The following is a 22,387-nucleotide window of genomic DNA, read 5'->3' as shown; positions in this document are numbered from 1 at the left end:
CTCCACCCTTGACCGACCGGCCCGACCCGGAAAGCTCGAGGACAGACGGGAAGCCCCCAAAAGAACGGTCACCAGTGTTCATATCCAGGGGCAGGATCATCAGGGACGCAGGGGCCAGTTCCCCCGAGGACCAGCCGAGCCCCATCACCGAGCCCGGCCAGCGGTGGGGGCGCGGGCACCAGCCCAACCCACACCAGACAGCGACCAGAAGCCCCTCGGGATCGGGGGCGCGCCAGATCGCTACGCGCTCCTCACGTCTCAGCGTCGGACGCCCGTCTGGGGCCGATAGCCAAATCGATGGCGGGTACGGGTACGGGTACGTACCCTGGTGGTATGGGAAGGAGCGCCACCATGCCTGATGCCAACGTGCGGATCCCCGAAGAGGCCAGAGACAGACTGGCTGCCATAGCCGCTGCCGAAGGGTTGTCCCTTCGCGCCTATCTGGCCCGCCTGGCAGAGACCCTCCTGACGCCGGCCGAGCGCGCCGAGAGGGCGGAAAGGGCGTTGGCGGCGCTGAAGGAATGGAACGGTTACGCCCCGACTGCGGCCGAGCAGCAGGATCTCGACGGTGAACTCGACCGGCGCCTTGCGCAGGCGATGCCGCAGTGACCGATGCGATGCACATCGTCCTGGACGAGACGGCAATGGCGGCAGCCGGGCAAGGCAACATCCTGGCCTCGCGCCTCATCCATCGGGCCCACGCCGAGGCTGGATGGTTTCTGTATGCGCCCACGTGCGCACTCGTGGAAGCCGACCGGGCGCGCCCCGGGACCGCCGAGCACCTGGCTGCCCTTCCGGGCATCACCGTCGTCGACTTGGACTTACCCGCCGCTCTCGTGGTGGCGAAGCACGAGAGCGAGAGCTGGGCACAGGCGCACAGCCTGTATGCGGCGCAGCCGACGCCCGACCGGCCCGAAGGGGCGGTGATCGCCACCACCGCCCCGAAGCGCTGGGCGGGACAACCGGTCCGCGTCCTTGATCTCACCCCTTAGCGCGCCTGAAGACGCGCGCAGGCAGGGAACGCGCAAGCCGTGGGCGGCGTATGACCGGCCACATGCCGGGGTGGTCGCCGCCGGCTCACGTCAGCTGCGTAGCGATCCGTGGCGGCCTATTCCCAGCCCCAGACGGCCCGGAGACGCCAAGAAATGAGGAGCGCGTAGCGATCTGACGCGCCCCCGGACCCGATGGGCTTCTGGTCGCTGTCTGGTGTGGGTTGGGCTGGTGCCCGCGCCCCCGACCCTGGCCGGGCTGGGTGGTGGGGCTTGGCTGATCCTCGGGGAAGCGGGCACCCGCATCCCTGATGTGGCCGCATGGCCTCTCGAACACCCGTGACCGTTCTTTTGGGGGCTTCCCGTCTGTCCTCGAGCTTTCCGGGTCGGGCCGGTCGGTCAAGGGTGGCCGAAGGCCATCGCGAAGCGACGCGACGAAGGAGCGCCCTTGAGGGACCGGCCCGACCCGGAAGACGATGGGACGGACGGGAAACCCCCAGCCCCACTCTGATCCCGAGTGAGCGGGCTCCCGACCATCCGAAGCCACCGACCAGCGTCCCTGACGCCGAGTGAGCGGCTGCCGACGACCCGAAGCCCCTGACCGCGTCCCTGACGCCGACCGCCTGAACTCCCGCCCCCCCGAAGCCCCCACCCAGCCCCCGCCCCGCCCCCTCAGAGGTATTCCCGCGCGAACTCCACCGCCCACTCCACCGCGGCCACGGGGACGCCGCCCGCCTGTGGGTCGACGGTGAGGCGGGCGGTTTCCCAGCCCTGGTCGTGTTCGCGGTGGATCACGAAGTGTGCTTCCTCGGCGTCCCCTCGCTGGGCCACCAGGAACTCGATCGCCCGGTCGTCGCCGTCCGTACCGACCGTGGTGATCGCCATGTCACCGACTACGAACTCCATGCCTCGCACCTCTCACTGGCTGTTCAGGACCAGCAGCAGGAACGCCATGAAGATCGCCCCCGCGATCATGAGGCCCCCCGCCACGGCCGTGATCACCGCGCCGGCCCGTTCCACGCCCAGGCGGTAGTCCGCCGGCTTCCACTCACCCTGATCCATGCCCCCAGCCTCTCCCCGCCCGCCACCCTGCGCATGAGCCCGCGTACTCAGCCCCCGTACTCAGCCCGCGGACTCGGCCCCGTACTCAGCCCGCGCACTCGGGCCCCGTACTCAGCCCGCGCACTCGGGCCCCGTCCTCGGCCCGCGCACTCAGCGCAGCTGGAGCAGGCTCCATACCCCGGCGTGGTCGGACGGCCAGAGGCCGGACGGGGTGCGGTCGGCCTGCGCCTCACCCACCCGGTCGCTCGCCCGTGCGGCGATTTTGCCGCGGAAGAGCACGTAGTCGATGCGCTGGGTGAGGTGGGAGGTGGTGTTGAGCAGGTCGGCGTCCTGGCAGCAGGTGAAGCCGGGGTTGCGGGGGCGGGTGGCGGTCCAGGCGTCGGTGAAGCCGGCGGTCAGGAATGCGTTGTGGGGCGGGGTGCCGGGGGCCGAGTTGAGGTCGCCGAGCAACACGGCCGGGAGTGCGGTGTTCAGCGGGCCGGCGAGCAGTTCGCCGGCCTGCTGAAGCCGGACGGCGGGAGAGGCGGGCTCCAAATGGGTGGTGACCACCCGGGCGGTACGGCCGCGCACGGTGGCGTCGGCGCCGACCCAGCCGCGCTCGATCCGGATACGGGCAGCACAGCCCGGCGACGCCGGGGCGCAGATTTCCACGTGGCTCTGGAACACGGCCGCCTGCGGGTTGGCCACGGAGAAGTTGCGTGCGGGCAGGTCGGTGCGGGCCAGGAGTACGTCGCGGTCGGTGAGCCGGATGTCCTGCAGGCCGCCGCCGGGCAGGGAGCGCGGAGCCTCGAAGTCGCTGCCGACGGTGACGGTGGCCACGGCCTCGTAGTGCTTGCCCCGGGCGGCGAGCTTGTCGAGAAGGATCTGCAGGAAGTCGTACTCGACGTGGGTGGCGCTGCCCGGTCCGGCGGGGGTCTGGCTGCGCCACAGCACGGCTTCCTGAAGGCCCACGAGATGGGGGTCGCCTTCGGCGATCTCGTCGGCCAGCGCGTCGGCGCGCTCGGGGAAGTCCGTCGCCTGGACGTTCGCGTACACCGTGGTCACGGCGGCGACGAGCGCCGATGGGCTGGTGGCGGCGAGGACGGGTGCGAGGTCGGCACCCAGGTAGAGGTTGCGGGTCAGGACCCGCAGAGGGGCCGCGGCCGGGGACGGGGCCTCAGCGGCCGAGGCCGCCGTGAGGGACCCGGGTGCGAGGAGCAGCAACGCGCACAGGGCCGGTGTGAACCATCGGCGAATCATGCAAGCGGACCTTTCGGCGAAGAGCGGATGGAACCTGACATCTGCGCCGAAATCTAAGATGCCGGGTGGGGCGTGTCGATCCAGCCGTAGGCCGGGCGGCCGAGCCTCCGATCCGTGCGTGCATCGCGCGACCGTGCGGCCGGCCCTACATCCGAACGCAGGACCCCCAGGGGTGACGAGCGCAACACCCTCGCTCGCCCGCCGGCCACCGACTCCCCCATTCCGCAGGCCGGAATGGCGGCGCGGCCCCCGTTTCCAAGGGTGGAGCGCATGGCCACCCACCCATCGCGCCAAACCGGACATATCCCTCCTTCACCTTCGGTTGAAATGCCGCAGCGGGCTCGCGGGGAGCGCCGTAAGCTCCCGTTATGCAGGTGATCCAGTCAACGAAACTCGCCAATGTCTGCTACGAGATCCGCGGACCCGTCCTCGAAGAGGCGATGCGGCTCGAAGCGGCAGGTCATCGCATCCTCAAGCTCAACACCGGCAACCCCGCGGCCTTCGGCTTCGAGTGCCCGCCGGAGATCCTTGAGGACATGCTCCGCAACCTGGGCACCGCCCACGGCTACGGGGACGCGAAGGGACTGCTCTCCGCGCGCCGCGCGGTCATGCAGCACTACCAGACCAAGGGCATCGAGCTGGACGTCGAGGACATCTACCTCGGCAACGGCGTCTCCGAGCTGATCCAGATGTCCATGCAGGCGCTGCTGGACGACGGCGACGAGGTGCTGGTCCCGGCGCCGGACTACCCGCTGTGGACGGCCTCCGTCTCGCTCGCCGGCGGTACCGCCGTGCACTACCGCTGCGACGAGCAGTCCGACTGGATGCCGGACCTCGCCGACATCGAGCGCAAGATCACCGACCGCACCCGCGCGATCGTGATCATCAACCCGAACAACCCGACCGGCGCCGTCTACGACGACGAGATGCTGCGCGGCCTCACGGACATCGCCCGCCGCCACGGCCTGGTCGTCTGCTCGGACGAGATCTACGACCGGATCCTGTACGACGGCGTGACCCACACCAACACCGCCGCCATCGCGCCCGACCTGCTGACGCTGACCTTCAACGGGCTCTCGAAGAACTACCGCGTCGCCGGCTACCGGGCCGGCTGGATGGCGGTCTGCGGCCCGAAGAAGCACGCCGCCTCGTACATCGAGGGCCTCACGATCCTCGCGAACATGCGCCTGTGCGCGAACATGCCCTCGCAGCACGCCGTGGCCACCGCGCTCGGCGGCCGGCAGTCGATCGAGGACCTGGTCCTGCCGGGCGGGCGGATCCTGGAGCAGCGCAACGTCGCGTACGACCTGCTCACCCAGATCCCCGGCGTCACCTGCGTGAAGCCGAAGGGCGCGCTGTACGCCTTCCCCAAGCTCGACCCGGCCGTCTACAAGATCAAGGACGACCGGCAGATGGTCCTGGACCTGCTGCGGGCCGAGAAGATCATGGTCGTGCACGGTACGGGCTTCAACTGGCCCGAGCCCGACCACTTCCGGATCGTGACCCTGCCGAACGCCGTGGACCTGGCCGACGCCGTGACGCGGATCGGGAACTTCCTCGACGGATACAGCCAGCCCTAGCGCCACGCGAGTCAGACAACAGGATTGAGCTCAACTTTAGAACGGATCCAATGTAGGATGGTCTCCTGACCACGCAGGAGGCCACCTCATGTACGAGCCGATCCGCGCCAAGTCGGTCGTCCACCGCGTGGGCGGCAACCCGACGGCCGACTATCCGCACAGGAGCCGCGGCGAAGCGCTGGACATCCAGCTCGCCGGGCACCTCGCCGCCCTGCTCGCCGTCACCGACGAGCTCGGGCTCGCCGAGGACGCCGCCGGGATCGCCGCACAGGTCGCGCGACTGCGGGGGGCCCAGCCCGCCCGCGCGCCGCGGCAGGACCCGGCCGGTGACGTCGCGGCCTTGCACCAGCGCGCGCACGACCTCGCCGCCCGCGCGCTCCTCGTCGCCGCGTCCCGCGCCGACACCACCGCCGCGATCCTCGCCGCCGAGCGCATGGACGCCCATGCCGCCGCCCTCCGGTCCCTGGACCTGGCCGGCGCCCACTGACGGCCCCGGTCCGGGGCCGCGGAGGCTCCGGACCGGGCGCCATACCCCCGCGGGGGGCCCGGCGAACGACGCCCGGCCCCGGCGGGGTTCTCCGGCTGCGCCCCGACCCGCGCGGTCCAGGCGCGCCGCCGCTGCTGGGGCTCCGCCCCAGACCCTCCCCCAGACTCCGTCCGGGGGGACCCCCACGCCTCAAACGCCGGCGGGGCTGAAATTGCCGCTGCGCGTCAGGGCTCCAGCCGGTCCGTCTCGACCGCGTCGGCGACCCCGCACCAGGGGACCGTCGCCGCCGGCCAGACCGGGCCGACCGCTTCGGCGCGTTCCGGCGTTCCGGGGGCCACGCCCGGGATCTTCACCAGGGCCTGCGCGACCCGCGCGCCCGGCTCGGGGTGTTCCCGGTCGCGGAACTCCACCGTGACGACGTACGAGCCCTGGCCCGTCGCCTCCACCGTCGCCACCACGCGCCGGCTCGCCGGATCGATTCGGCACCCGGTCACCTGGGCCCGTACGTCCTCCACCACCTCGCGGGGCGGCTCGCCGCTGGCCCACACGTACAGCCCCAGCGGGGCGAACACCAGCAGCCCGGCCAGTGTCACCAGGCCGACCAGCCAGCCCTGCCACTTCAACGCGCTCACGCCCATGCCCAGATCCTCCCGGGCGGCCGCCCCTCCCACCAGCACCGGCGGGCTCACACAGCATTTCGAAGTGGGACCGCCTGGCCACCTGACGTTCACTCAACTCATCGCGGAATGTGGGTTTCCGCGAGCACGCTGCACCCGTGAGACGCATCCTAGGAATCGTCCTGGGTGTGCTCCTCCTCGGAGGCGTGCTCTTCATCGCCTTCTTCCAGGGGCACGACCCAGAACCCACGGCAACGAAGACCGTGCGTGGCGTCATCGGCTCGGAGAAGTCCGAATTCTTCCACGACCCCGACGTCGTCAAGGCCCTTGCCGCCAAGGGCTACACCGTGAAGACGGAGACCTCGGGCTCCTGGGCGATGGACCAGCTCGCCCTCAAGGAGCTCGACTTCGCCTTCCCCAGCAGCAGTGAACCCGCCAAGGAGGTGGAGGCCGCGGCCGGGGTCAAGGGCGCGCAGGAGACCAAGCCCTTCTACTCCCCGCTCGTCGTGATCGCCCGCTCCAACGCCGCCAAGGTCCTCGCCGACAACGGCCTCGCGAAGACGACCGGCAAGAACACCGGGACCCTCCTCATGGGCCCCTTCCTCAAGGCCGCCGCCGAGGACCGCACCTGGCAGCAGCTGCCCGGCTCCTCCGCCCACGCCGAGCTGACCGGCACCGTGTTCATCAAGACCACCGACCCGGCCACCTCCAACTCCGGCGCCCTCTTCCTCGCCGCCACCTCCAACGTGGCGAACGGCAACAACGTGGTCTCCGACGACGCCGGGATCGCCCGCACCGCGCCTCTGATGCGCAAGCTGATCTCCGTCCAGGGAGCCCTGGAGCCGAGCACCGACGACCCGTTCCGGGCGTTCATCAGCGGCAGCGGCGAACCGCTCATCCTGGTCTACGAGTCCCAGGTGGCGTCCCTGCTGCTCCAGAAGCAGGATCCGGGAGACATGGTGGTCCTCTACCCCGACACCACCGTCAACACGGCGCACACCTTCGTCCCGCTCGGCGACAAGGCCAAGGATCTCGGCACCCTCCTCGCGACCGACCCGAAGCTGCGCGAGCTGGCCCTGCGCCACGGGTTCCGCCCGCAGGACGGCGTGCCCGAGTTCACCGCCGCCACCGCCCCGCACGCCGCGTACCTCAACCCGGGGCTGACCGGCATCCGCCAGGTCGGCACACCCACCGTCAAGAACCTGATGGCGCTGGCCGCCCGCGCCAAGGGCCAGGGGGACACACCGTGATACTGACACCTCCAGAGGACGCCCCGCTCGTCCTCAGCCCTCCCGAGCCCGTCGCGCCCGTCCGCAAGGAGCAGGCGGCCGGCCTCGTACCGCTCCAGGACGGCGTCCGCGACGAGATGGCCCGCCGGGCCGGGGAGTACGTCGGCACGCTCGCCGGGATCGACGCCCGATCCCCCGAGTTCGCGCAGCGCATCGGCGAGATCGCCGGGCTCGGCTCGGCCGACATCCGCTCCGCCGCCCAGCAGTCCAACCGGATGCTGGAGCGGGCCGTGCGCTCGCTCGGCTCCGACGGGGGCGGCGACGCCCAGGCCCGGGTGGCCGGCTCGCTCGTCGAACTGCGGCGCACCGTCGAGGACCTCGACCCGCGGGACACGCCCGCCAAGGGGGTCGGCAAGCTGCTCGCGAAGCTGCCGGGCGGCAACAGGTTCCGCGACCACGTGGCCAAGTACGCCTCCTCGCAGACCACCCTCAACAAGATCGTGGCCGCCCTGCGCGGCGGCCAGGACGAACTGCGCCGCGACAACGCGGCCCTGCACACCGAGCGCTCGCGCCTGTGGGAGACCATGGGCAAGCTCCAGGAGTACGCGGTCCTCACCGAGGCCCTCGACACCGCCGTCGAGCAGCGGATCGCCGAGGCGGAGCTCACCGACCCGCAGCAGGCCGACGCGATGCGCGCGGACGTCCTCTTCCCGGTCCGGCAGAAGCACCAGGACCTGCTGACCCAGCTGGCGGTGTGCGCGCAGGGCTATCTGGCGATGGACGTGGTCCGGCGCAACAACGAGGAGCTGATCAAGGGCGTCGACCGGGCCGCGACCACCACGGTGTCCGCGCTGCGGATCGCCGTGATGCTGGCCTCGGCCCTCGACAACCAGCGCAAGGTGATCGAGCAGGTCAACGCGTTGCGCGGCACTACAGAGGAGCTGATCCGGGGGAACGCGGAGATGCTGTCCACGCAGAGCGGCGAGATCCAGCGGATCGCGGCCGATCCGGCGGTGGGGGCGGAGACCCTGCGGACCGCTTTCGGGCAGATCTACAAGACGCTCGACGCGATCGACACGTACAAGGTGCAGGCCACGGAGAACATGGCGGCGACCGTGGAGTCCCTGACCGGGGAGCTTCAGACGGCCTCGGCGTACTTGGCGCGGACGCGCACCGCCGGTGCGCTTGAGGGCGGTGCGCTGTGAGCGGCCGCGAGCGAGGCCGGTGGCGGGTGGGGCCGCTGCGCGGAGCCTCTCCCCGCCCCGCCCCTTCCCGAAACTGGGGCTCCGACCCAGACCCCGCGCCTCAAGCGCCGGCGAGGCTGAACGGTGCTCGGCGAGGCTGGACGGTGGCCGCCGTGATCGCCGTGCTCGCGGCCGCGACGGGCTGTACCTCCGACAAGCCCTCCGACCCGAAGCCCACCGCCTACAAGGAGGGCACCCTGCGGGTGTTGGCCTCCAGTGAGCTTGCCGATATGCAGCCGGTGCTGGAGCAGGCGAAGAAGGCGACCGGGGTCACCGTGGACCTCACCTGGTCCGGGACCCTCGATGCCGCCGAGCAGGTCGCCTCCGGGAAGGCCGACGGCAAGTACGACGCGATCTGGCTGTCGTCCAACGACTATCTGCGGCTGCGCCCGGAGGCGGCCGGGAAGCTCGCCAACGAGACCCCGGTGATGTCCTCGCCCGTCGCTCTCGGTGTGAAGCCGGAGTCGCTGGCCCGGCTCGGCTGGAAGCCCGAGGAGGTCACCTGGTCGGCGGTGCACGAGGCCGTCGCGGGCGGCCGGCTGACGTACGGGATGACCGACCCGGTGCGCTCCAACTCCGGTTTCTCCGCGCTGGTCTCGGTGGCCTCGGGCCTGTCGGGCGCGCAGGCGGCGCTGACGGACGCGGACGTGAAGGCGGCCGCGCCCCGGCTGAAGGAGTTCTTCGCCGGGCAGAAGCTGACCTCGGGTTCCTCCGGCTGGCTCGCCACCGCCTACGCCCAGCGTTCGGACGTGGACGCGCTGGTGAACTACGCGTCGGTGCTGCTCTCGATGAACCGGGACGCGAAGGCCCCGTTGACGGTGATCCGGCCGCGCGACGGCGTGGTCACCGCGCACTACCCGCTGACCCTGCTGACCTCGGCCCCGGCCGGGGCCCGCGAGTCGGGCCGGGCGCTGACGGAGTACCTGCGCGGCGCGGCGGCGCAGCAGGCGATCACCGCGAAGACCTTCCGCCGGCCGGTCGCGGCCGGGGTGGTGCCGGCTCCCGGGCTGGGCGCGGAGAAGCGGCGGGAGCTGCCCTTCCCCGGCTCGCTCGCGGTGGCCGACGGGCTGCTGGCCTCGTACGAGAACGAGCTGCGCCGGCCCTCGCGGACGGTGTACGTGCTGGACACCTCGGGTTCGATGTCCGAGGAGGACCGCATCGGGCGGCTGAAGGCGGCGCTCACGGACCTTACGGGCAGCGGGAGTTCGGGGACCGGGGAGCGGTTCCGGGACCGCGAGGAGGTGACACTCCTGCCGTTCGGGTCCAAGGTGAAGACGGTACGGACGCACGTGGTCGAGCCCGGCAATCCGGGGCCGGCCCTGGACGCGATCCGGGGCGACGTGAAGTCGTTGCAGCCGGAGGGGGGTACGGCGATCTACAGCAGCCTGGAGGCGGCGTACGAGCAGCTCGGCAAGGGCGGCGCGGACGCGTTCACCTCGATCGTGCTCATGACGGACGGCGAGAACACCGAGGGCGCCGGGGCCAAGCACTTCGACTCCTTCTACGCCGCGCTGCCGGAGGGGCAGAAGCACACCCCGGTCTTCGCGGTGCTGTTCGGAGACTCGGACCGCAAGGAGCTCACCCACATCACCGAACTGACCGGCGGGCGGCTCTTCGACGCCACTGACGGGAACGGTTCGCTGAACGGGGCCTTCGAGGAGATCCGTGGCTACCAGTAGAGCCGCCAAGGTGCTCGGTACGGGTTTCCTCTCCTACCTGGAGTCGAAGAAGAACCTGGCCGGGTCCGCCTGCGGCGTGGCCGGTCTGGGCCTGGCCTTCGCCGGGGTGGGCGGCTCGTTCTGGCCTGTGGTGGTCGCCGGGCTGTACGGCGCGGGAGCGCTGATCGCCCCGCCGGAGCGGGTGGATCCGCCGCACTACCCGGACGTCGCCGAGCAGCTGGGCGTCGTACGGGAGGACTTCGGGCGGCTGCGCGAGTACCTGGCCGAGGTGGACCTGCCGCCGGCGGCGGGCGGCAAGCTGGCCGAGCTGCTGGAGCTGTACGCGGCGCTGCTCGATCCGGGATGGGTGGCCGACGCGCTGGCCGCCGAGCCGGAGTGGGTGCACGCGCTGTCGCGGGCGCTCCGGCTGGACGTCCCGGAGTGCGTGGACACGTACAACCGGACGCGCTGGTGGACCCGGTTCGCTCCGGGCGGCGAGTCGCCGGAGCGCCACCTGGAGCGGCAGCTGGTGGTCCTGTACGACGAGGCGGAACGCGTGACGGCCGGCCTCCACGAGGTGGAGGCCGGCCGCCAGCAGACGCACACGACCTATCTGGAGGAGCGGGGCCGGTCCTGAGCCGCGGCCCGGATCAGCAGTACGGCCGGTACCAGCAGCAGGATCATCGGCGTCGGCTCCAGGATCGCCGCCCCTACGACCCCCCAGGCGGCGAGGGCCCAGCCGATGACCGGCGGCACCGTGACCTCACGCCGTGCCAGGTCCAGGACGAGTACGCCGAGCAGGATCAGCGGGACGGCGAAACTGCCGATCGTGACCCAGAAGGCGCCGGCCGCCCCGGCGGGGTGGATGAACTCCTCGCGGGGCTGGTTCCACAGCGTGCCGGTGAACCAGTCTCCGAGGTATTGCGTGTTCTGCGCTCCCATCACCACCAGGTGCAGCGTTCCCAGTGACAGCAGAATCCGTCCAGCCCAGCGCACAGCCATGCCCAGCCCCCTTACGAAACCGACAGTTCCGAAACCGTCAGTACCGTAACATGCCCGCATGGCGCGACCCCGAGACACCCGCGTGGACGAGGCGATCCTGACCGCCACGCGCGAACTGCTGGCGGAGGCCGGGTACGCCGGGCTCACCATGGACGCGGTGGCCGAACGCGCCCGGATCGGCAAGGCCGCGATCTACCGGCGGCACGCCACGAAACAGGAGATGGTCTTCTCGGCGGCCGTGCACGGCGCCGACCTGCCCGATCCGCCGGACACCGGAAGCCTGCGCGGGGACTTGGTCGCGCTGGTCCGGGAGATCGTGGACCACTTGACCAACCCGGCCGCCGCCGCCGCGATCCCGGGGCTGATGGGCGACCTCAGCAGTTCGCCGGAGCTGGCCGCGCGCTTCCAGGACATCCTCGTCACGCGCCAGCAGCTGGGCATCGAGCACCTCCTCGACCGGGCGGTCGCGCGCGGGGAGCTGCGTACGGCGCCGGACGTGAGCCTCGTCCACGCGCTGGTGTCCGGACCGGTCTTCGCCGTGATCTACGTGCAGAACCGCAGCCCCGAAGGGCTGCCCGAGCAGCTGGGCACGGTGATCCACGCGGCGCTGGCCGCCTCCTCGCAGAACGCGTAACGGCGGGCCTCCGCGAAAGCAGAGGCCCGCCGTCAGACGCACACGACCTGCCTGGAGGAGCGCGGACGCTCCTGACGGACGGGCGGTGTGCTGCGGTGGGCGCCGCTTGGTCGGGGGCTCCCACAACGGTGGGCGCCGCTTGGTCGGGGGCTCCCACGTTCGTTGGCCCCGGTCATCGGGGCGGGGCGGTCAGCCCAGGCGCTCGACGAGCGCGTGGTACTGGTCCCACAGTTCCTTCGGGGTGTGGTCGCCGTAGGTGTTCAGGTGCTCGGGGACCAGGGCGGCCTCCTCGCGCCAGACCTCCTTGTCGACCGTGAGGAGGAAGTCGAGGTCGGCGGCCGGGAGGTCCAGGCCGTCGAGGTCGAGCGAGTCCTTGGTCGGCAGGATGCCGATGGGGGTCTCGACGCCCTCGGCGGTGCCTTCGAGGCGCTCGACGATCCACTTCAGGACGCGGCTGTTCTCGCCGAAGCCGGGCCACACGAACTTGCCCGCGTCGTTCTTGCGGAACCAGTTCACGTAGTAGATCTTCGGGAGCTTCGCCTGGTCCTTGTCGGCCGCGACCTTGACCCAGTGGGCCATGTAGTCGCCCATGTTGTAGCCGCAGAACGGCAGCATGGCGAACGGGTCGCGGCGCAGCTCGCCGACCTTGCCCTCGGCGGCGGCGGTCTTCTCGGAGGCGATGTTCGAGCCGATGAAGACGCCGTGGTTCCAGTCGAAGGACTCGGTGACCAGCGGCACGGCGGAGGCGCGGCGGCCGCCGAAGAGGATCGCGGAGATCGGGACGCCCTTGGGGTCCTCCCACTCGGGGGCGATCGTCGGGCACTGGGAGGCCGGGACGGCGAAGCGGGCGTTGGGGTGGGCGGCCGGGGTCTCCGAGTCCGGAGTCCAGTCGTTGCCCTTCCAGTCGATGAGGTGCTTGGGCGACTCCTCGGTCATGCCCTCCCACCACACGTCGCCGTCGTCGGTGAGCGCGACGTTGGTGAAGACGGTGTTCGCGTACATCGTCTTCATGGCGTTGGCGTTGGTGTGCTCGCCGGTGCCGGGGGCGACGCCGAAGAAGCCGGCCTCGGGGTTGATCGCGTAGAGGCGGCCGTCCTCGCCGAAGCGCATCCAGGCGATGTCGTCGCCGATGGTCTCGACCGTCCAGCCGGGGATCGTGGGCTCCAGCATGGCCAGGTTCGTCTTGCCACAGGCGGACGGGAACGCGGCGGCGACGTACTTCGCCTCACCCTGCGGCGGGGTGAGCTTGAGGATCAGCATGTGCTCGGCGAGCCAGCCCTCGTCACGCGCCATGACGGAGGCGATGCGCAGCGCGTAGCACTTCTTGCCGAGCAGGGCGTTGCCGCCGTAGCCGGATCCGAAGGACCAGATCTCCCGGGTCTCGGGGAAGTGCGAGATGTACTTGGTGGTGTTGCACGGCCACGGCACGTCGGCCTCGCCCTCGGCGAGCGGAGCGCCGAGGGTGTGGACGGCCTTGACGAAGAAGCCGTCGGAGCCGAGCTCGTCCAGGACGGGCTTGCCCATGCGGGTCATGGTGCGCATGGCGACCGCGACGTAGGCGGAGTCGGTGATCTCGACGCCGATCGCGGAGAGCTCGGAGCCGAGGGGGCCCATGCAGAAGGGGACGACGTACATCGTCCGGCCCTTCATGGAGCCGCGGAAGATCCCCTTCTCACCCGAGAAGCTGTCTCCTTCTCCGGTAAAGATGGCCTTCATCTCGGCCGGGGCCTTCCAGTGGTTCGTCGGGCCCGCGTCCTCCTCCTTCTCGGAGCAGATGAAGGTCCGGTCCTCGACGCGCGCGACGTCGGAGGGGTCGGAGGCGGCGTAGTAGGAGTTCGGGCGCTTCGCCGGGTCGAGCTTCTTGAACGTGCCCTTGGAGACGAGCTCCTCGCACAGGGCCTCGTACTCGGCCTCGGAGCCGTCGCACCAGACGACGCGGTCCGGCTGGGTGAGGGCCGCGATCTCGTCCACCCAGGAGATCAGCTCCTGGTGAGTCGTCGGGATGGTGGGAGCCGCGTTGTCGCGCGCCACGATTGCTCCTTGTTGAGGGGTGTGTTTGGTGTAGGCCCCGTGGGGGCTGCGACCCGGACGCTTCGCGCTCCGCTCATCCGGTGTCGACCGCACTCATCTGATCATCCGGTGCGTGTGCGCATATGTCCAGAGGGCCTCTCACGTGAGCATCGCCACGTCCGTCAATCTTCCGTAAAGAGGACCAACGGAAACCTACGGACCCGTAGGTAGCATGTCGCTCATGACTTCTGACGCCGCCGCCGTACCGGAGCCGGAGGCCAAGCCGCTGATGCGCGGCTGGCTGCACCTCGGGATGTTCCCCGCCGTGGTGATCGCGGGCCTGGTGCTGATGGCCTTCACCGACTCGACCCGGGCGCGCGTGGCCTGCGGCGTCTACATCCTCACGGCCTGCCTGCTCTTCGGCGTCAGCGCGGTCTACCACCGCGGCACCTGGGGGCCGCGCGGCGAGGCCATCCTGCGGCGGCTCGACCACGCCAACATCTTCCTCATCATCGCGGGGACCTATACCCCGCTGACCGTCCTGCTGCTCCCGCCCTCCACCGGACGGACCCTGCTGTGGGCGGTGTGGCTCGCGGCCGCCGCCGGCATCGCCTTCCGCGTCTTCTGGGTCGGCGCGCCGCGCTGGCTGTACACCCCGTGCTACATAGCGATGGGCTGGGCCGCGGTCTTCTTCCTGCCCGACTTCATGCGCACCGGCGGCATCGCCGTCCTGGTCCTGGTGATCGTCGGCGGCCTGCTGTACAGCGTGGGAGGGGTCATCTACGGGATGAAGCGACCCAACCCCTCCCCACGCTTCTTCGGCTTCCACGAGGTCTTCCACTCACTGACCCTCGCGGCCTTCGTCGCGCACTACGTCGGCATCTCGCTCGCCGCTTACTCGCACTGACGGCGGCGGCGACGGCAGCGCGGTCAGCGGGGGAAGGCGGCCGGCCGCGGCTGGGCCCAGCCGCCTTCCCGCTCCCGGTCCCGGCGCCTGAGCACGTGGCCCCGCCGGCCGGCGAGCAGGGCGAGCGCCGACAGGCCGCCCGCCCCCATGAGCAGCGTGTCGAGCTCCCCGGCGGGATCGATCGTGGCCGCGTCCTCGACCGGTACGACGCCCTCGGGGTCCCGGATCACCTCGATGCCCTGGCCCACCCGGTAGCTGGAACCCGAGCCGTCGTAGCCCAGCTTCTCCTCCAGCACCACTCCGTCCTCACGGCGCAGGGTGTACCGGTGGTTGTTGCCGCCCGTCTCCTCCGCGCTGTCCGCGGTGATGACCACCCGCTCCCGGACTCCGCGCCGGTCCAGCGCGAGCTCCGGGACGTACTGCACCGAGCCCACGAGCACGAAGAGGGCCGGCAGGGCGGAGAGCCAGGCCAGCCACGGACGGTTGTTGAGGGCCGCCAGCAAGATCCCGAAGATCATGAGCAGGACGACCCCGCTCATGATCGGGACCCAGTCCATGCCCAACGCCGCGTACGCGATGCCCGTGTTGACCGCGGCGATCACCCAGGCCAGCAGCGCGACGGCCAGCGTGGCCCCCAGCAGCGTCCAGCCGTTCCTGGGCGTGAATATCTCGTCCTTGTCTGCCATGTGCGCAGGATAGGCGGGGGCCACAGGGCGGGGCCCGGCCGCGACACGCGGCCGGGCCCCGCTGTTGCGGCCTGCGTCAGCAGGCGTAGCCGTCGCCGTCCTTGTCGAGCCGCAGCGGGTCGCTGCCGTTGACCTTCATGCGCCGCGGGTACTGGTGGGCGGCCAGCCAGTCGCAGCGGGCCTTCGCCGTCTCCTTCACCTCCGCCGGGAAGCGGGTCGGTACGCACAGGCTGACCGTGCCGTAGTGACGGTCGCAGCCCGCCACGCTCGGGGCTACCTGGACCGAGTCCCGCTTGGCCGGGTTGCCCTTGGCGGGGCCCAGCTTGTCGGCGAAGGTGTGCACGTGCGCCGAGGGCTGCTCCTCGGTGGCCGCCAGCGCCGGGGCCCCGCCCAGGTGGACCCAGGTCGCGATCGACGGGACGCCGTTCGCGTCGACCGCGAAGAGCATGTACCAGCCCGGCGGCGCCAGGTTGGGGTTGCTGGTGACGTTGAGGTCGATGTTGTTCCCGTTCACCGTCATGGGCAGGTCCACGAACCGCTGGTTCGGGTCCGAGGAGTGGGTGACCGCCGCCGGACGGATCAGCTCCGCCTTGGCGACCGGCCGGTCGACGGTGATCCGCTGCGTGTCCCCGTACACCCACTGCGTGTCGATCACCGAGGTGATCTGCGGGCGCGGGCCCTTGAAGAGGTACGGCGGGGTGTAGATCGACACGTTGTGGTTGTACGTGCCGTTGCCCGGGTTGTCGCCGACCGACATGACCCGGCCGTCCGGCATCAGGAACGACGCCGAGTGGTACGTCCGCGGGATCGGGTCGGCGGCCAGCCCCGGCTGGTAGGTGTTGGTCACCGGGTCGAAGAACGAGGCCTCGAAGACGGGGTCGGCCCGGTCGTGCAGCCCGCCGCCGGTCTCCAGCACCTTGCCGTCCGGCAGCAGCACGGCCGACACGTACATCTTGCCCTCGGCCCCGGTCTGCGGCCGCTTGCCCGCGCCCGTGTCGACCAGGCCCTGCGGGAGGTCCGGGCCGGCCGTGTAGGCGGGGCTCGGCTTCTTCAGGTCGATGATGTCGGTGATCCGGTTCGCGGCCGGGTTCGTCTCGTTGTTGCCGCCGCCGATGGTCAGGACCCGCTGGTCCTGCGCCGGGGGCAGCAGCACGCTCGCCGACTCGTCGCGCTGGTCCTTGTTGCGCAGCCCGGGCACGTCGGTGATGGTGTTGGCGTTGTAGTCGTAGACCGAGGAGCCGGTGCCGGGCGTGTTGTTGCCGAAGGTGTGGCTGCCCGAGTAGAAGAGCCGCCCGTCCTGCATGAGGATCATCGACGGGTACAGGCCCCAGTACGACCAGGTCTGGTTGACCTCGTTCATCGGCAGCCACTTGTTCTGCGCCGCCGAGAACTTCTCCGCGGTCACGTTGCCCGTGGAGTCCTCCTTCAGGCCGCCGAAGGAGATCACGTCACCGTTGCCGAGGATCGTCGCCGACGGGTACCAGTGCCCGCCGTTCATGTCGTTCGTCTTCGTGTACGTCTCGGTCGCCGGGTCGAAGACGTACGAGTCCTTCAGCCCCTGGTAGCCGATCTTGCCGTCGGCGGACGGATAGCCCTTGTTGCCGCTCATCACCAGCACCCGGCCGTCGGCCAGCTGCACGTGGCCCGAGCAGAACATGTCCACCGGCGTCGGCACCGTCTTGAACGAACCGTTCGCCGGGTTGTAGACGGCCGAGGTGAAGGTACCCGCGTTGAACTGGGCGATGTCGTTGCCCGAGCCCGCGATCAGCAGCACCTTGCCGTTCTTCAGCACGACGGCGTGCATCGAGCGCACCGGGTTCTTGGCCGGGATCACCTCCCACTTGCCCTTGGCGCACTCCTCCGCCGTGCCCGAACAGGTGGGCTGCGGCGGCACCGCACCCACCTCCTCCAGCGCGTAGTCGTCGGTGGTGAGCGTGCCCACCCCGTAGACCGACAGCCCCCACGCGATCTTGTCGGTGCCCGGCGGGACGGCCGGCGTACGGACCTCCGTGCGCGCCCATCCGGCACTGACCGGCGGATTCTGCAGGTCGGTCCAGTACTGCCAGGCCCCGGTCGCGGCCTCCCGCCGGAACACCGTCACCGAGACGTCCGGGGTGTTCGACTTGTACCAGGCGGAGAGGTCGTACTGCTTTCCCGGGGTGACGGCGGGCGCGCAGGTGGTGTTCTCGGTGACCAGCGCCTTGCGGTCGCCGTCCACGCGGCGGGTGAGCGAGACCTTCATCGCCTTGGTGCCACTGTGCGCGTCGGCGACGGTCGCGAAGGTGAAGTCGTTGTCGCCCCAGCCCGATTTGGACCAGCAGGACGGCATGTCGGCGCCGGGCGCGCCGGCGGTCTCGAAACCTGGATTGGTGAGCAGATTGGGCGGGCCGGCCGTGGCCTGCTGCGGTGCGGTGAGCAGCAGGCCCGCGGTCATCGCCCCGACGGCCAGCAGCGCGGCCCGCCGCCCTGCCCTCCGCCGGATCTTCAGACGCATCGAAAGGTTCCCTTCTGTGCGGCTCAACTCCTGGTGTGACGCCCTGCCTTGCGCGAGGTGCGCGGCAGGTAGACGAGGGCCTCGGTGGCCGCGTACCGAAGGACGAAGGTGGTGACCAGCGCGAGGGCGGTGGCCGGCAGCACGGCCATGCCGAACTTCGCGACGAACACCGCGATCAGCGGTATCCGCAGCAGCAGATCGGCGTTGGCGAGCAGCGCGAAGCGGCCCACCCGGTCCGCCCAGTGGCGGTGGCGGCGGCGGTCCCGGAAGAGCAGGGTCTCGATGAGGACGAAGTTCCACAGGACCCCGGCCTGGTTGGCGACGATCTCCGCCGGGAGGTAGTGCATCCCGGCGTGCGTGAGCAGCCAGAGCGCGGCCAGGTTCGGTACGAAGCCGGAGAGCCCGATCAGGCCGAAGCCGATCAGCCGGGCCAGCGGGGTCGCCGAGCGCAGCGAGGCGAGGTGCGCGAGGAAGCGCATGCCCTCGCGGGCGGTGGACTTGGACTCGCCCGAGAAGCGGTCCTGGAAGACGAAGGGCACCTCGGCGACCTTCGCAGGCCGGCAGCGCACCGCCAGCTCCAGCAGGATCTTGTAGCCCAGCGGCTTCAGGGCGTCCGCGGTGACCACGGAGCGGCGCATCGCGAAGAATCCGCTCATCGGGTCGCTGATCCCGCGCAGGGCGCGCGGGAAGAGCCCCTTGGTGAGCCAGGTCGCGCCGCGCGAGACGGCGATGCGGTAGCTGCCGGCGAGTCCGGCCCGGCTGCCGCCGCTGATGTAGCGGGAGGCGACGACGAGGTCGGCGCCGGTGCGCTCGCCCTCGCCGACGAGTTCGGGCACCAGGTGGGGCGGGTGCTGGAGGTCGGCGTCCATGACGACGATCCAGTCGGTGTCCGCCCGCCTCACCCCCTCGACGACGGCGCCGCCCAGGCCGCCGTCGGCGCTCTCGCGGTGCAGGACGGCCACCGGGAAGGGGTGCTCCAGGGCGGCCTTCTCGATGACGGCCGGGGTGTCGTCCGTGGAGTCGTCCACGAACAGCACCTGGCACGGCAGGTGCTCGGGCAGCGCGTCTCCGAGCCGGCGCAGCAACTCGTCGATGTTCCCCGACTCGTTGAAGGTCGGGATGATGAGGGTGACACTGCCGGTGACCGTCTGCGGAGCGGCGAGCTCCGCATCGATCGGGGCATGGAGGGACCACAGGTCCTCGCTCATGGTGGCTCAGCTCCCACTCTGACGGTCGGCGCTGTCAGCGCGGTCGGCGCTGTCGGCCCGGTCGGTCCGGCGGATCTCGATGCGGTCCTCGCCCGAGCCGAAGACGGCGACCACCGTCGAATGCTCCAGCGCGGCCTTCACGTTCGGCAGGTCCACCGCGTCGCGGCGCACCGTCGGCGAGGAGACGACGTAGTCGATGTCCCGCCAGCCGCGCGGCAGGGTCTTGGTGACGGCGGGGTCGAGGTCGGCCTTGTAGAACCAGATCGCGCCGAGCCCCGGCTCGAAGCCTCGGTGCACGGCGTCCAGCCACAGCGCGTCGTCCAGCAGCACCCGGGTGCGCGCCGGATCCTCCACCTCGCTGCCGAGCCAGGCCGCGGCCTGCCGGTACGGGGCGTTCGCGTCGACCGTGAGCGCCGTGCGGTTGCCGTCGTACCAGCGCGGCAGGACGTACACCGCGGCGGCCGCGGCGAGTACGCCGAGCAGCGCCCAGCGCGCGTACACCAGCCGCCTGCGCTCCCCCGGGGCCCGGCGGCGGCGCAGCACGGCGTGCGTGACGCTGGCCGCGCCGCCCGCGAGGACCAGGGCCAGGAACGGCAGCGCCTGGATCACGTACATCGCCGGGAGGTAGCCGGAGGGCCGCAGCGCGACGAGGGCGAGGATGACGGCGGCGAGCGCGGGACCGGCGAGCGCGCGGGCGGTGACCGACCAGCGCAGGGTGGCCAGCAGCAGGACGGCGCCGGCCAGCCCGCCGAGCGGCAGCACGGTGTCGTAGTAGAGCCAGGAGCGGAAGACGCCGTTCGAGCCGGAGCCGGCGTCGAGGATGAAGCCGGAGCCCTCGCGGCCCATCTGGTACGTGATGCCGTCGATGAGCGAGACGTGGCCGGAGCCGGGCAGCAGCTCGCCGTTGAGCAGGGCGTACAGCGGATAGGCCAGCCCTATGAGCACGCAGGCGGTGACGGCTCCGGTGACGGCGAACTTGCGGGTGTCGCGGTGGCTGTGGCGCCACATCGTCACCAGCAGCGCCGGGAGCACCACCAGCATCGTCTCCTTGGTCAGGACGGCGGTGGCGGCCGCGAGCCCGGACCCGAAGTGGTGCCACAGGTGGCGGCTGGGCGACGCGGCGAGGCAGAAGGCGAGCAGGATCCACATCACCGCGAGGTTGTCGAGGAAGATCTCGCGCTGGAGCACGACGGAGAGCGGGGACAGCCCGAAGAGGCCCATCGCGAGCCCGGCGGCCCAGCGCGGCAGCCACAGCCGGCGCGCGAGGACGTAGATCAGCACCGAGCTCGCGGCGGAGACGACGAGCATCGAGAACCGCATGGTCGCGACGGTCATCGACTCGGGCACGAAGAGGGAGGGGACGTACGTCAGGCCCGCGACCTGGATCCAGCCGAGCGGCGGATGGTCGTACCAGTACGTGTAGTGGGCGAGGCCGTCGCCCTGCTGGACGGCCCACGCCTGGGCGAGGTAGGTGCCCTCGTCGTCGCTGAGGGTCGGGAAGTCGGTGATGTTCCAGCCCTGGACGAGGACGATCACCAGCAGCAGGGCCCCGCAGAGCAGCAGGTCGGGGCGGGAGGAGCGGAAGCGCACGAGCGGGCGGGCGGGCGCGGGCGGCTTGACGCCGAGCCCGCCGAGACCGCCGCGACCGTTGCGCTGGGCGGGGACGCGGGGCTCGGTGGCGGTGGCGGTGGCGCCGGCGGTCGCGGCAGGCTGGGGATCAGTGGCCGTGGGCACGGTGGCGGTCACTGGCGGCTGTCCTCTCGGATCGCGGTGTTCGCAATGGACGCGGTGGACGCGGTGGACGCGCTGTACGTGGGCACGGCGGAGGCAGCGGCAGGCTCCGTGGCGGTGGCGGTGGCGGGCGCCTCGCCGAGGTGGGCGCCGGTGTGGCTGGTCAGTTCCCACTCGTTGCGGCCGCGCTGCTCGCGCCAGACCGCGCGGATCGCGGCGCCCGCGAGCATCACCTGGTAGAACGGGCCGCCGACGACGAGCTTGACGTAGTGCGAGAAGCGGACGCGCAGTCCGTACTGGCGGCCGAAGTCGTGCAGGCCGACGATCTCGAAGACGAACGTCACCATCGCCGTGATCATGGGGAGGAAGGTGATGATCGCGATGCCGACCGGTACGTCGAGGAAGACCGCGACGGCGAAGTTGAGCGGGATGATCACGCCGGACGCGGCCTGCATGAAGGGCGTCATCAGCGTGTAGCGGGCCAGCCAGCGCTGACCGCGCCCGGGCAGCTGCTGCCAGTCCTTCTTCCGGTACACCTGGAGGAAGCCCTGGTTCCAGCGGGTGCGCTGCTTGAGCAGGCTCATCAGCGAGCCCGGCGTCTCCTCGCGGGTGACCATGTCGGAGTCGTACGCGACGACCACCTTCTTGCCGACCGACGAGAGCCGCACCCCCAGGTCGCAGTCCTCGGCGAGGCAGTCCGGGTCCCAGCCGCCGGCCTCGCGCAGCACTTCGGTGCGTACGAAGACGGTGTTGCCGCCGAGCGGGATGAAGCCCTTCTCGGCGTGCAGGTGCAGCCGGGAGCGGAACCAGAAGAAGTACTCCAGGCAGTTGCGCAGGCTGTACCAGCTGGAGTGGAAGTTGATGAGCTGGACCCCGCCCTGGACCACGTCGGCGCCGGTGGAGCGGAAGGCGTGGTCGACGTGGGAGAGCAGCTCGGGGTGGACCTGGTCCTCGGCGTCGAAGACCCCGACGATGTCGCCCCGGCAGGACGGGAGCGCTGTGTTGAGGGCCTTCGGCTTGTTCTTGGTCTCGTGGTGGTCGACGACGACCCGGACGATGCCCGGTGCCCGGGCGGCGGCCCGCTCGGCGACGGCGGCGGTCTCGGGGTCGTCGTGACCGACGATCACGATGATCTCGTAGTCGGTGTGGCTCGATTCCAGGAGCCGGTCGATGGTGTGCTCCAGCACCGCCTGCTCGTGACGGGCCGGCAGCAGCAGCGAGAAGGCCAGCCGGCCGCCCCCGTCGGGGCGGTCGAAACGGGTGGAGGCGAGCACCTCGGGCGTCCGCCAGGCGTGCATCTGCCACCAGAGCGTGAAGGCAGCTATCCCGAAGAGTGAAAGCGAAACGACAGAAATGAACACAGAGGTGTACAAATTGTCCCCCCAGACATGCCGCAACCCCAGGCGGCGATCGTCAAACCCCCCGGAGGCTCACGGCGGGCCCCCCGGCCCGCCGTCCCCCGTTTCCCCCCTCGCACGCACCCCCCGGTGCGGCGTCTCGGTACCTCCCGAATGGCACGAGATTAGTCAGTGAACATGACACCCAGGAGCAGTTCAGATAAAAAGCGCGTTTCTGAACTCATATGAGAGCAACCGGAATTGACGGTACTC

The 22,387-nt window shown here is 70.8% G+C and carries 21 protein-coding genes; 10 read left to right on the top strand and 11 right to left on the bottom strand.

Features of this window, described 5'->3' with window-relative positions; genetic code table 11:
* The first annotated feature begins 351 nt into the window (after nucleotides 1-351).
* Nucleotides 352-609: a hypothetical protein gene (locus tag ACGFYQ_RS33640; protein ID WP_393749970.1), complete on the top strand. Its 258-nt coding sequence runs from the start codon at nucleotides 352-354 to the stop codon at nucleotides 607-609.
* An 8-nt stretch (nucleotides 610-617) separates the two neighbouring features.
* Nucleotides 618-992, top strand: coding sequence for a hypothetical protein (locus tag ACGFYQ_RS33635; protein WP_393749985.1), 375 nt, complete (start codon nucleotides 618-620; stop codon nucleotides 990-992).
* Between the two features lie 669 nt (nucleotides 993-1,661).
* Here the strand turns inward: ACGFYQ_RS33635 and ACGFYQ_RS33630 are convergent.
* The 3 genes from ACGFYQ_RS33630 to ACGFYQ_RS33620 all read right to left on the bottom strand — a co-directional run bounded on the left by ACGFYQ_RS33630 (nucleotide 1,662) and on the right by ACGFYQ_RS33620 (nucleotide 3,290).
* The gene (locus ACGFYQ_RS33630) at nucleotides 1,662-1,895 is read right to left on the bottom strand and encodes a hypothetical protein (RefSeq protein ID WP_393749969.1); all 234 of its coding nucleotides are present in this window, start codon (nucleotides 1,893-1,895) and stop codon (nucleotides 1,662-1,664) included.
* 12 nt (nucleotides 1,896-1,907) lie between these two features.
* On the bottom strand, nucleotides 1,908-2,051 hold the full coding sequence (locus tag ACGFYQ_RS33625) for a hypothetical protein (protein ID WP_393749968.1): 144 nt from the start codon (nucleotides 2,049-2,051) through the stop codon (nucleotides 1,908-1,910).
* Nucleotides 2,052-2,201: 150 nt separating this feature from the next.
* On the bottom strand, nucleotides 2,202-3,290 hold the full coding sequence (locus ACGFYQ_RS33620) for an endonuclease/exonuclease/phosphatase family protein (RefSeq protein ID WP_393749967.1): 1,089 nt from the start codon (nucleotides 3,288-3,290) through the stop codon (nucleotides 2,202-2,204).
* 368 nt (nucleotides 3,291-3,658) lie between these two features.
* On the opposite strand from ACGFYQ_RS33620, the gene ACGFYQ_RS33615 reads away from it, so the two are divergent.
* Nucleotides 3,659-4,870 (top strand): pyridoxal phosphate-dependent aminotransferase, encoded by a 1,212-nt coding sequence (locus ACGFYQ_RS33615; protein WP_393749966.1) that lies wholly within the window; start codon nucleotides 3,659-3,661, stop codon nucleotides 4,868-4,870.
* Between the two features lie 88 nt (nucleotides 4,871-4,958).
* The gene (locus ACGFYQ_RS33610; RefSeq protein WP_393749965.1) at nucleotides 4,959-5,357 is read left to right on the top strand and encodes a hypothetical protein; all 399 of its coding nucleotides are present in this window, start codon (nucleotides 4,959-4,961) and stop codon (nucleotides 5,355-5,357) included.
* Nucleotides 5,358-5,581: 224 nt separating this feature from the next.
* Here the strand turns inward: ACGFYQ_RS33610 and ACGFYQ_RS33605 are convergent, their stop codons facing one another.
* Nucleotides 5,582-5,989 carry a hypothetical protein gene (locus ACGFYQ_RS33605; protein WP_393749964.1) on the bottom strand — a complete coding sequence of 136 codons (408 nt, stop codon included), beginning with the start codon at nucleotides 5,987-5,989 and terminating at the stop codon, nucleotides 5,582-5,584.
* Between the two features lie 143 nt (nucleotides 5,990-6,132).
* Here ACGFYQ_RS33605 and ACGFYQ_RS33600 point away from each other — a divergent pair, with 143 nt between their 5' ends.
* From ACGFYQ_RS33600 to ACGFYQ_RS33585, 4 genes are all read left to right on the top strand, one after another.
* Nucleotides 6,133-7,224 carry a hypothetical protein gene (locus ACGFYQ_RS33600; RefSeq protein ID WP_393749963.1) on the top strand — a complete coding sequence of 364 codons (1,092 nt, stop codon included), beginning with the start codon at nucleotides 6,133-6,135 and terminating at the stop codon, nucleotides 7,222-7,224.
* A complete protein-coding gene (locus tag ACGFYQ_RS33595) occupies nucleotides 7,221-8,408 on the top strand; it encodes a toxic anion resistance protein (RefSeq protein WP_393749962.1) in 1,188 nt (395 codons plus the stop codon). Before ACGFYQ_RS33600 ends, ACGFYQ_RS33595 begins: the two co-directional genes overlap by 4 nt.
* A 143-nt stretch (nucleotides 8,409-8,551) precedes the next feature.
* Nucleotides 8,552-10,126, top strand: coding sequence for a substrate-binding domain-containing protein (locus tag ACGFYQ_RS33590; protein ID WP_393749961.1), 1,575 nt, complete (start codon nucleotides 8,552-8,554; stop codon nucleotides 10,124-10,126).
* Nucleotides 10,113-10,742 carry a hypothetical protein gene (locus ACGFYQ_RS33585; RefSeq protein WP_393749960.1) on the top strand — a complete coding sequence of 210 codons (630 nt, stop codon included), beginning with the start codon at nucleotides 10,113-10,115 and terminating at the stop codon, nucleotides 10,740-10,742. Before ACGFYQ_RS33590 ends, ACGFYQ_RS33585 begins: the two co-directional genes overlap by 14 nt.
* On the opposite strand, the gene ACGFYQ_RS33580 is transcribed toward ACGFYQ_RS33585, so the two are convergent.
* Nucleotides 10,715-11,107, bottom strand: a complete 393-nt coding sequence (locus ACGFYQ_RS33580) for a DUF6463 family protein (protein WP_393749959.1) — start codon at nucleotides 11,105-11,107, stop codon at nucleotides 10,715-10,717. The genes ACGFYQ_RS33585 and ACGFYQ_RS33580 overlap by 28 nt on opposite strands.
* Nucleotides 11,108-11,165: 58 nt before the next feature.
* On the opposite strand from ACGFYQ_RS33580, the gene ACGFYQ_RS33575 reads away from it, so the two are divergent.
* Nucleotides 11,166-11,741 carry a TetR/AcrR family transcriptional regulator gene (locus ACGFYQ_RS33575; RefSeq protein WP_393749958.1) on the top strand — a complete coding sequence of 192 codons (576 nt, stop codon included), beginning with the start codon at nucleotides 11,166-11,168 and terminating at the stop codon, nucleotides 11,739-11,741.
* 189 nt (nucleotides 11,742-11,930) lie between these two features.
* On the opposite strand, the gene ACGFYQ_RS33570 is transcribed toward ACGFYQ_RS33575, so the two are convergent.
* The gene (locus ACGFYQ_RS33570; RefSeq protein ID WP_393749957.1) at nucleotides 11,931-13,772 is read right to left on the bottom strand and encodes a phosphoenolpyruvate carboxykinase (GTP); all 1,842 of its coding nucleotides are present in this window, start codon (nucleotides 13,770-13,772) and stop codon (nucleotides 11,931-11,933) included.
* A gap of 220 nt (nucleotides 13,773-13,992) precedes the next feature.
* Between ACGFYQ_RS33570 and ACGFYQ_RS33565 the strand changes: the two genes are divergently transcribed.
* Complete coding sequence (locus tag ACGFYQ_RS33565; protein WP_393749956.1) at nucleotides 13,993-14,658, top strand: hemolysin III family protein; 666 nt, start codon at nucleotides 13,993-13,995, stop codon at nucleotides 14,656-14,658.
* A 23-nt stretch (nucleotides 14,659-14,681) separates the two neighbouring features.
* Here the strand turns inward: ACGFYQ_RS33565 and ACGFYQ_RS33560 are convergent, their stop codons facing one another.
* The 5 genes from ACGFYQ_RS33560 to ACGFYQ_RS33540 all read right to left on the bottom strand — a co-directional run bounded on the left by ACGFYQ_RS33560 (nucleotide 14,682) and on the right by ACGFYQ_RS33540 (nucleotide 22,150).
* Nucleotides 14,682-15,344, bottom strand: a complete 663-nt coding sequence (locus tag ACGFYQ_RS33560; RefSeq protein WP_393749955.1) for a hypothetical protein — start codon at nucleotides 15,342-15,344, stop codon at nucleotides 14,682-14,684.
* A 76-nt stretch (nucleotides 15,345-15,420) separates the two neighbouring features.
* Entirely contained in the window at nucleotides 15,421-17,838 is a 2,418-nt protein-coding gene (locus ACGFYQ_RS33555; protein ID WP_393749954.1) for a galactose oxidase-like domain-containing protein, read from the bottom strand.
* A 23-nt stretch (nucleotides 17,839-17,861) separates the two neighbouring features.
* A complete protein-coding gene (locus ACGFYQ_RS33550) occupies nucleotides 17,862-19,046 on the bottom strand; it encodes a glycosyltransferase (protein ID WP_393749953.1) in 1,185 nt (394 codons plus the stop codon).
* Nucleotides 19,047-19,052: 6 nt separating this feature from the next.
* A complete protein-coding gene (locus ACGFYQ_RS33545) occupies nucleotides 19,053-20,636 on the bottom strand; it encodes an ArnT family glycosyltransferase (protein ID WP_393749984.1) in 1,584 nt (527 codons plus the stop codon).
* 152 nt (nucleotides 20,637-20,788) lie between these two features.
* On the bottom strand, nucleotides 20,789-22,150 hold the full coding sequence (locus ACGFYQ_RS33540; protein ID WP_393749952.1) for a glycosyltransferase: 1,362 nt from the start codon (nucleotides 22,148-22,150) through the stop codon (nucleotides 20,789-20,791).
* Between the last annotated feature and the right edge of the window lie 237 nt (nucleotides 22,151-22,387).

The organism is Streptomyces sp. NPDC048258 (assembly GCF_043201995.1).
GTDB lineage: Bacteria > Actinomycetota > Actinomycetes > Streptomycetales > Streptomycetaceae > Streptomyces.
Note: the sequence above shows the minus strand (reverse complement) of the source record. Positions and strands in the feature narration are given on the sequence as shown.

Excerpts from the sequence above, each read along its gene's own strand:
- ACGFYQ_RS33640 (WP_393749970.1), top strand. The coding sequence starts at position 352 with ATGCCTGATGCCAACGTGCGGATCCCCGAAGAGGCCAGAGACAGACTG.
- ACGFYQ_RS33635 (WP_393749985.1), top strand. The coding sequence starts at position 618 with ATGCACATCGTCCTGGACGAGACGGCAATGGCGGCAGCCGGGCAAGGC.
- ACGFYQ_RS33630 (WP_393749969.1), bottom strand. The coding sequence starts at position 1,895 with ATGGAGTTCGTAGTCGGTGACATGGCGATCACCACGGTCGGTACGGAC.
- ACGFYQ_RS33625 (WP_393749968.1), bottom strand. The coding sequence starts at position 2,051 with ATGGATCAGGGTGAGTGGAAGCCGGCGGACTACCGCCTGGGCGTGGAA.
- ACGFYQ_RS33620 (WP_393749967.1), bottom strand. The coding sequence starts at position 3,290 with ATGATTCGCCGATGGTTCACACCGGCCCTGTGCGCGTTGCTGCTCCTC.
- ACGFYQ_RS33615 (WP_393749966.1), top strand. The coding sequence starts at position 3,659 with ATGCAGGTGATCCAGTCAACGAAACTCGCCAATGTCTGCTACGAGATC.
- ACGFYQ_RS33610 (WP_393749965.1), top strand. The coding sequence starts at position 4,959 with ATGTACGAGCCGATCCGCGCCAAGTCGGTCGTCCACCGCGTGGGCGGC.
- ACGFYQ_RS33580 (WP_393749959.1), bottom strand. The coding sequence starts at position 11,107 with ATGGCTGTGCGCTGGGCTGGACGGATTCTGCTGTCACTGGGAACGCTG.
- ACGFYQ_RS33575 (WP_393749958.1), top strand. The coding sequence starts at position 11,166 with ATGGCGCGACCCCGAGACACCCGCGTGGACGAGGCGATCCTGACCGCC.
- ACGFYQ_RS33565 (WP_393749956.1), top strand. The coding sequence starts at position 13,993 with ATGACTTCTGACGCCGCCGCCGTACCGGAGCCGGAGGCCAAGCCGCTG.
- ACGFYQ_RS33560 (WP_393749955.1), bottom strand. The coding sequence starts at position 15,344 with ATGGCAGACAAGGACGAGATATTCACGCCCAGGAACGGCTGGACGCTG.
- ACGFYQ_RS33555 (WP_393749954.1), bottom strand. The coding sequence starts at position 17,838 with ATGCGTCTGAAGATCCGGCGGAGGGCAGGGCGGCGGGCCGCGCTGCTG.
- ACGFYQ_RS33550 (WP_393749953.1), bottom strand. The coding sequence starts at position 19,046 with ATGAGCGAGGACCTGTGGTCCCTCCATGCCCCGATCGATGCGGAGCTC.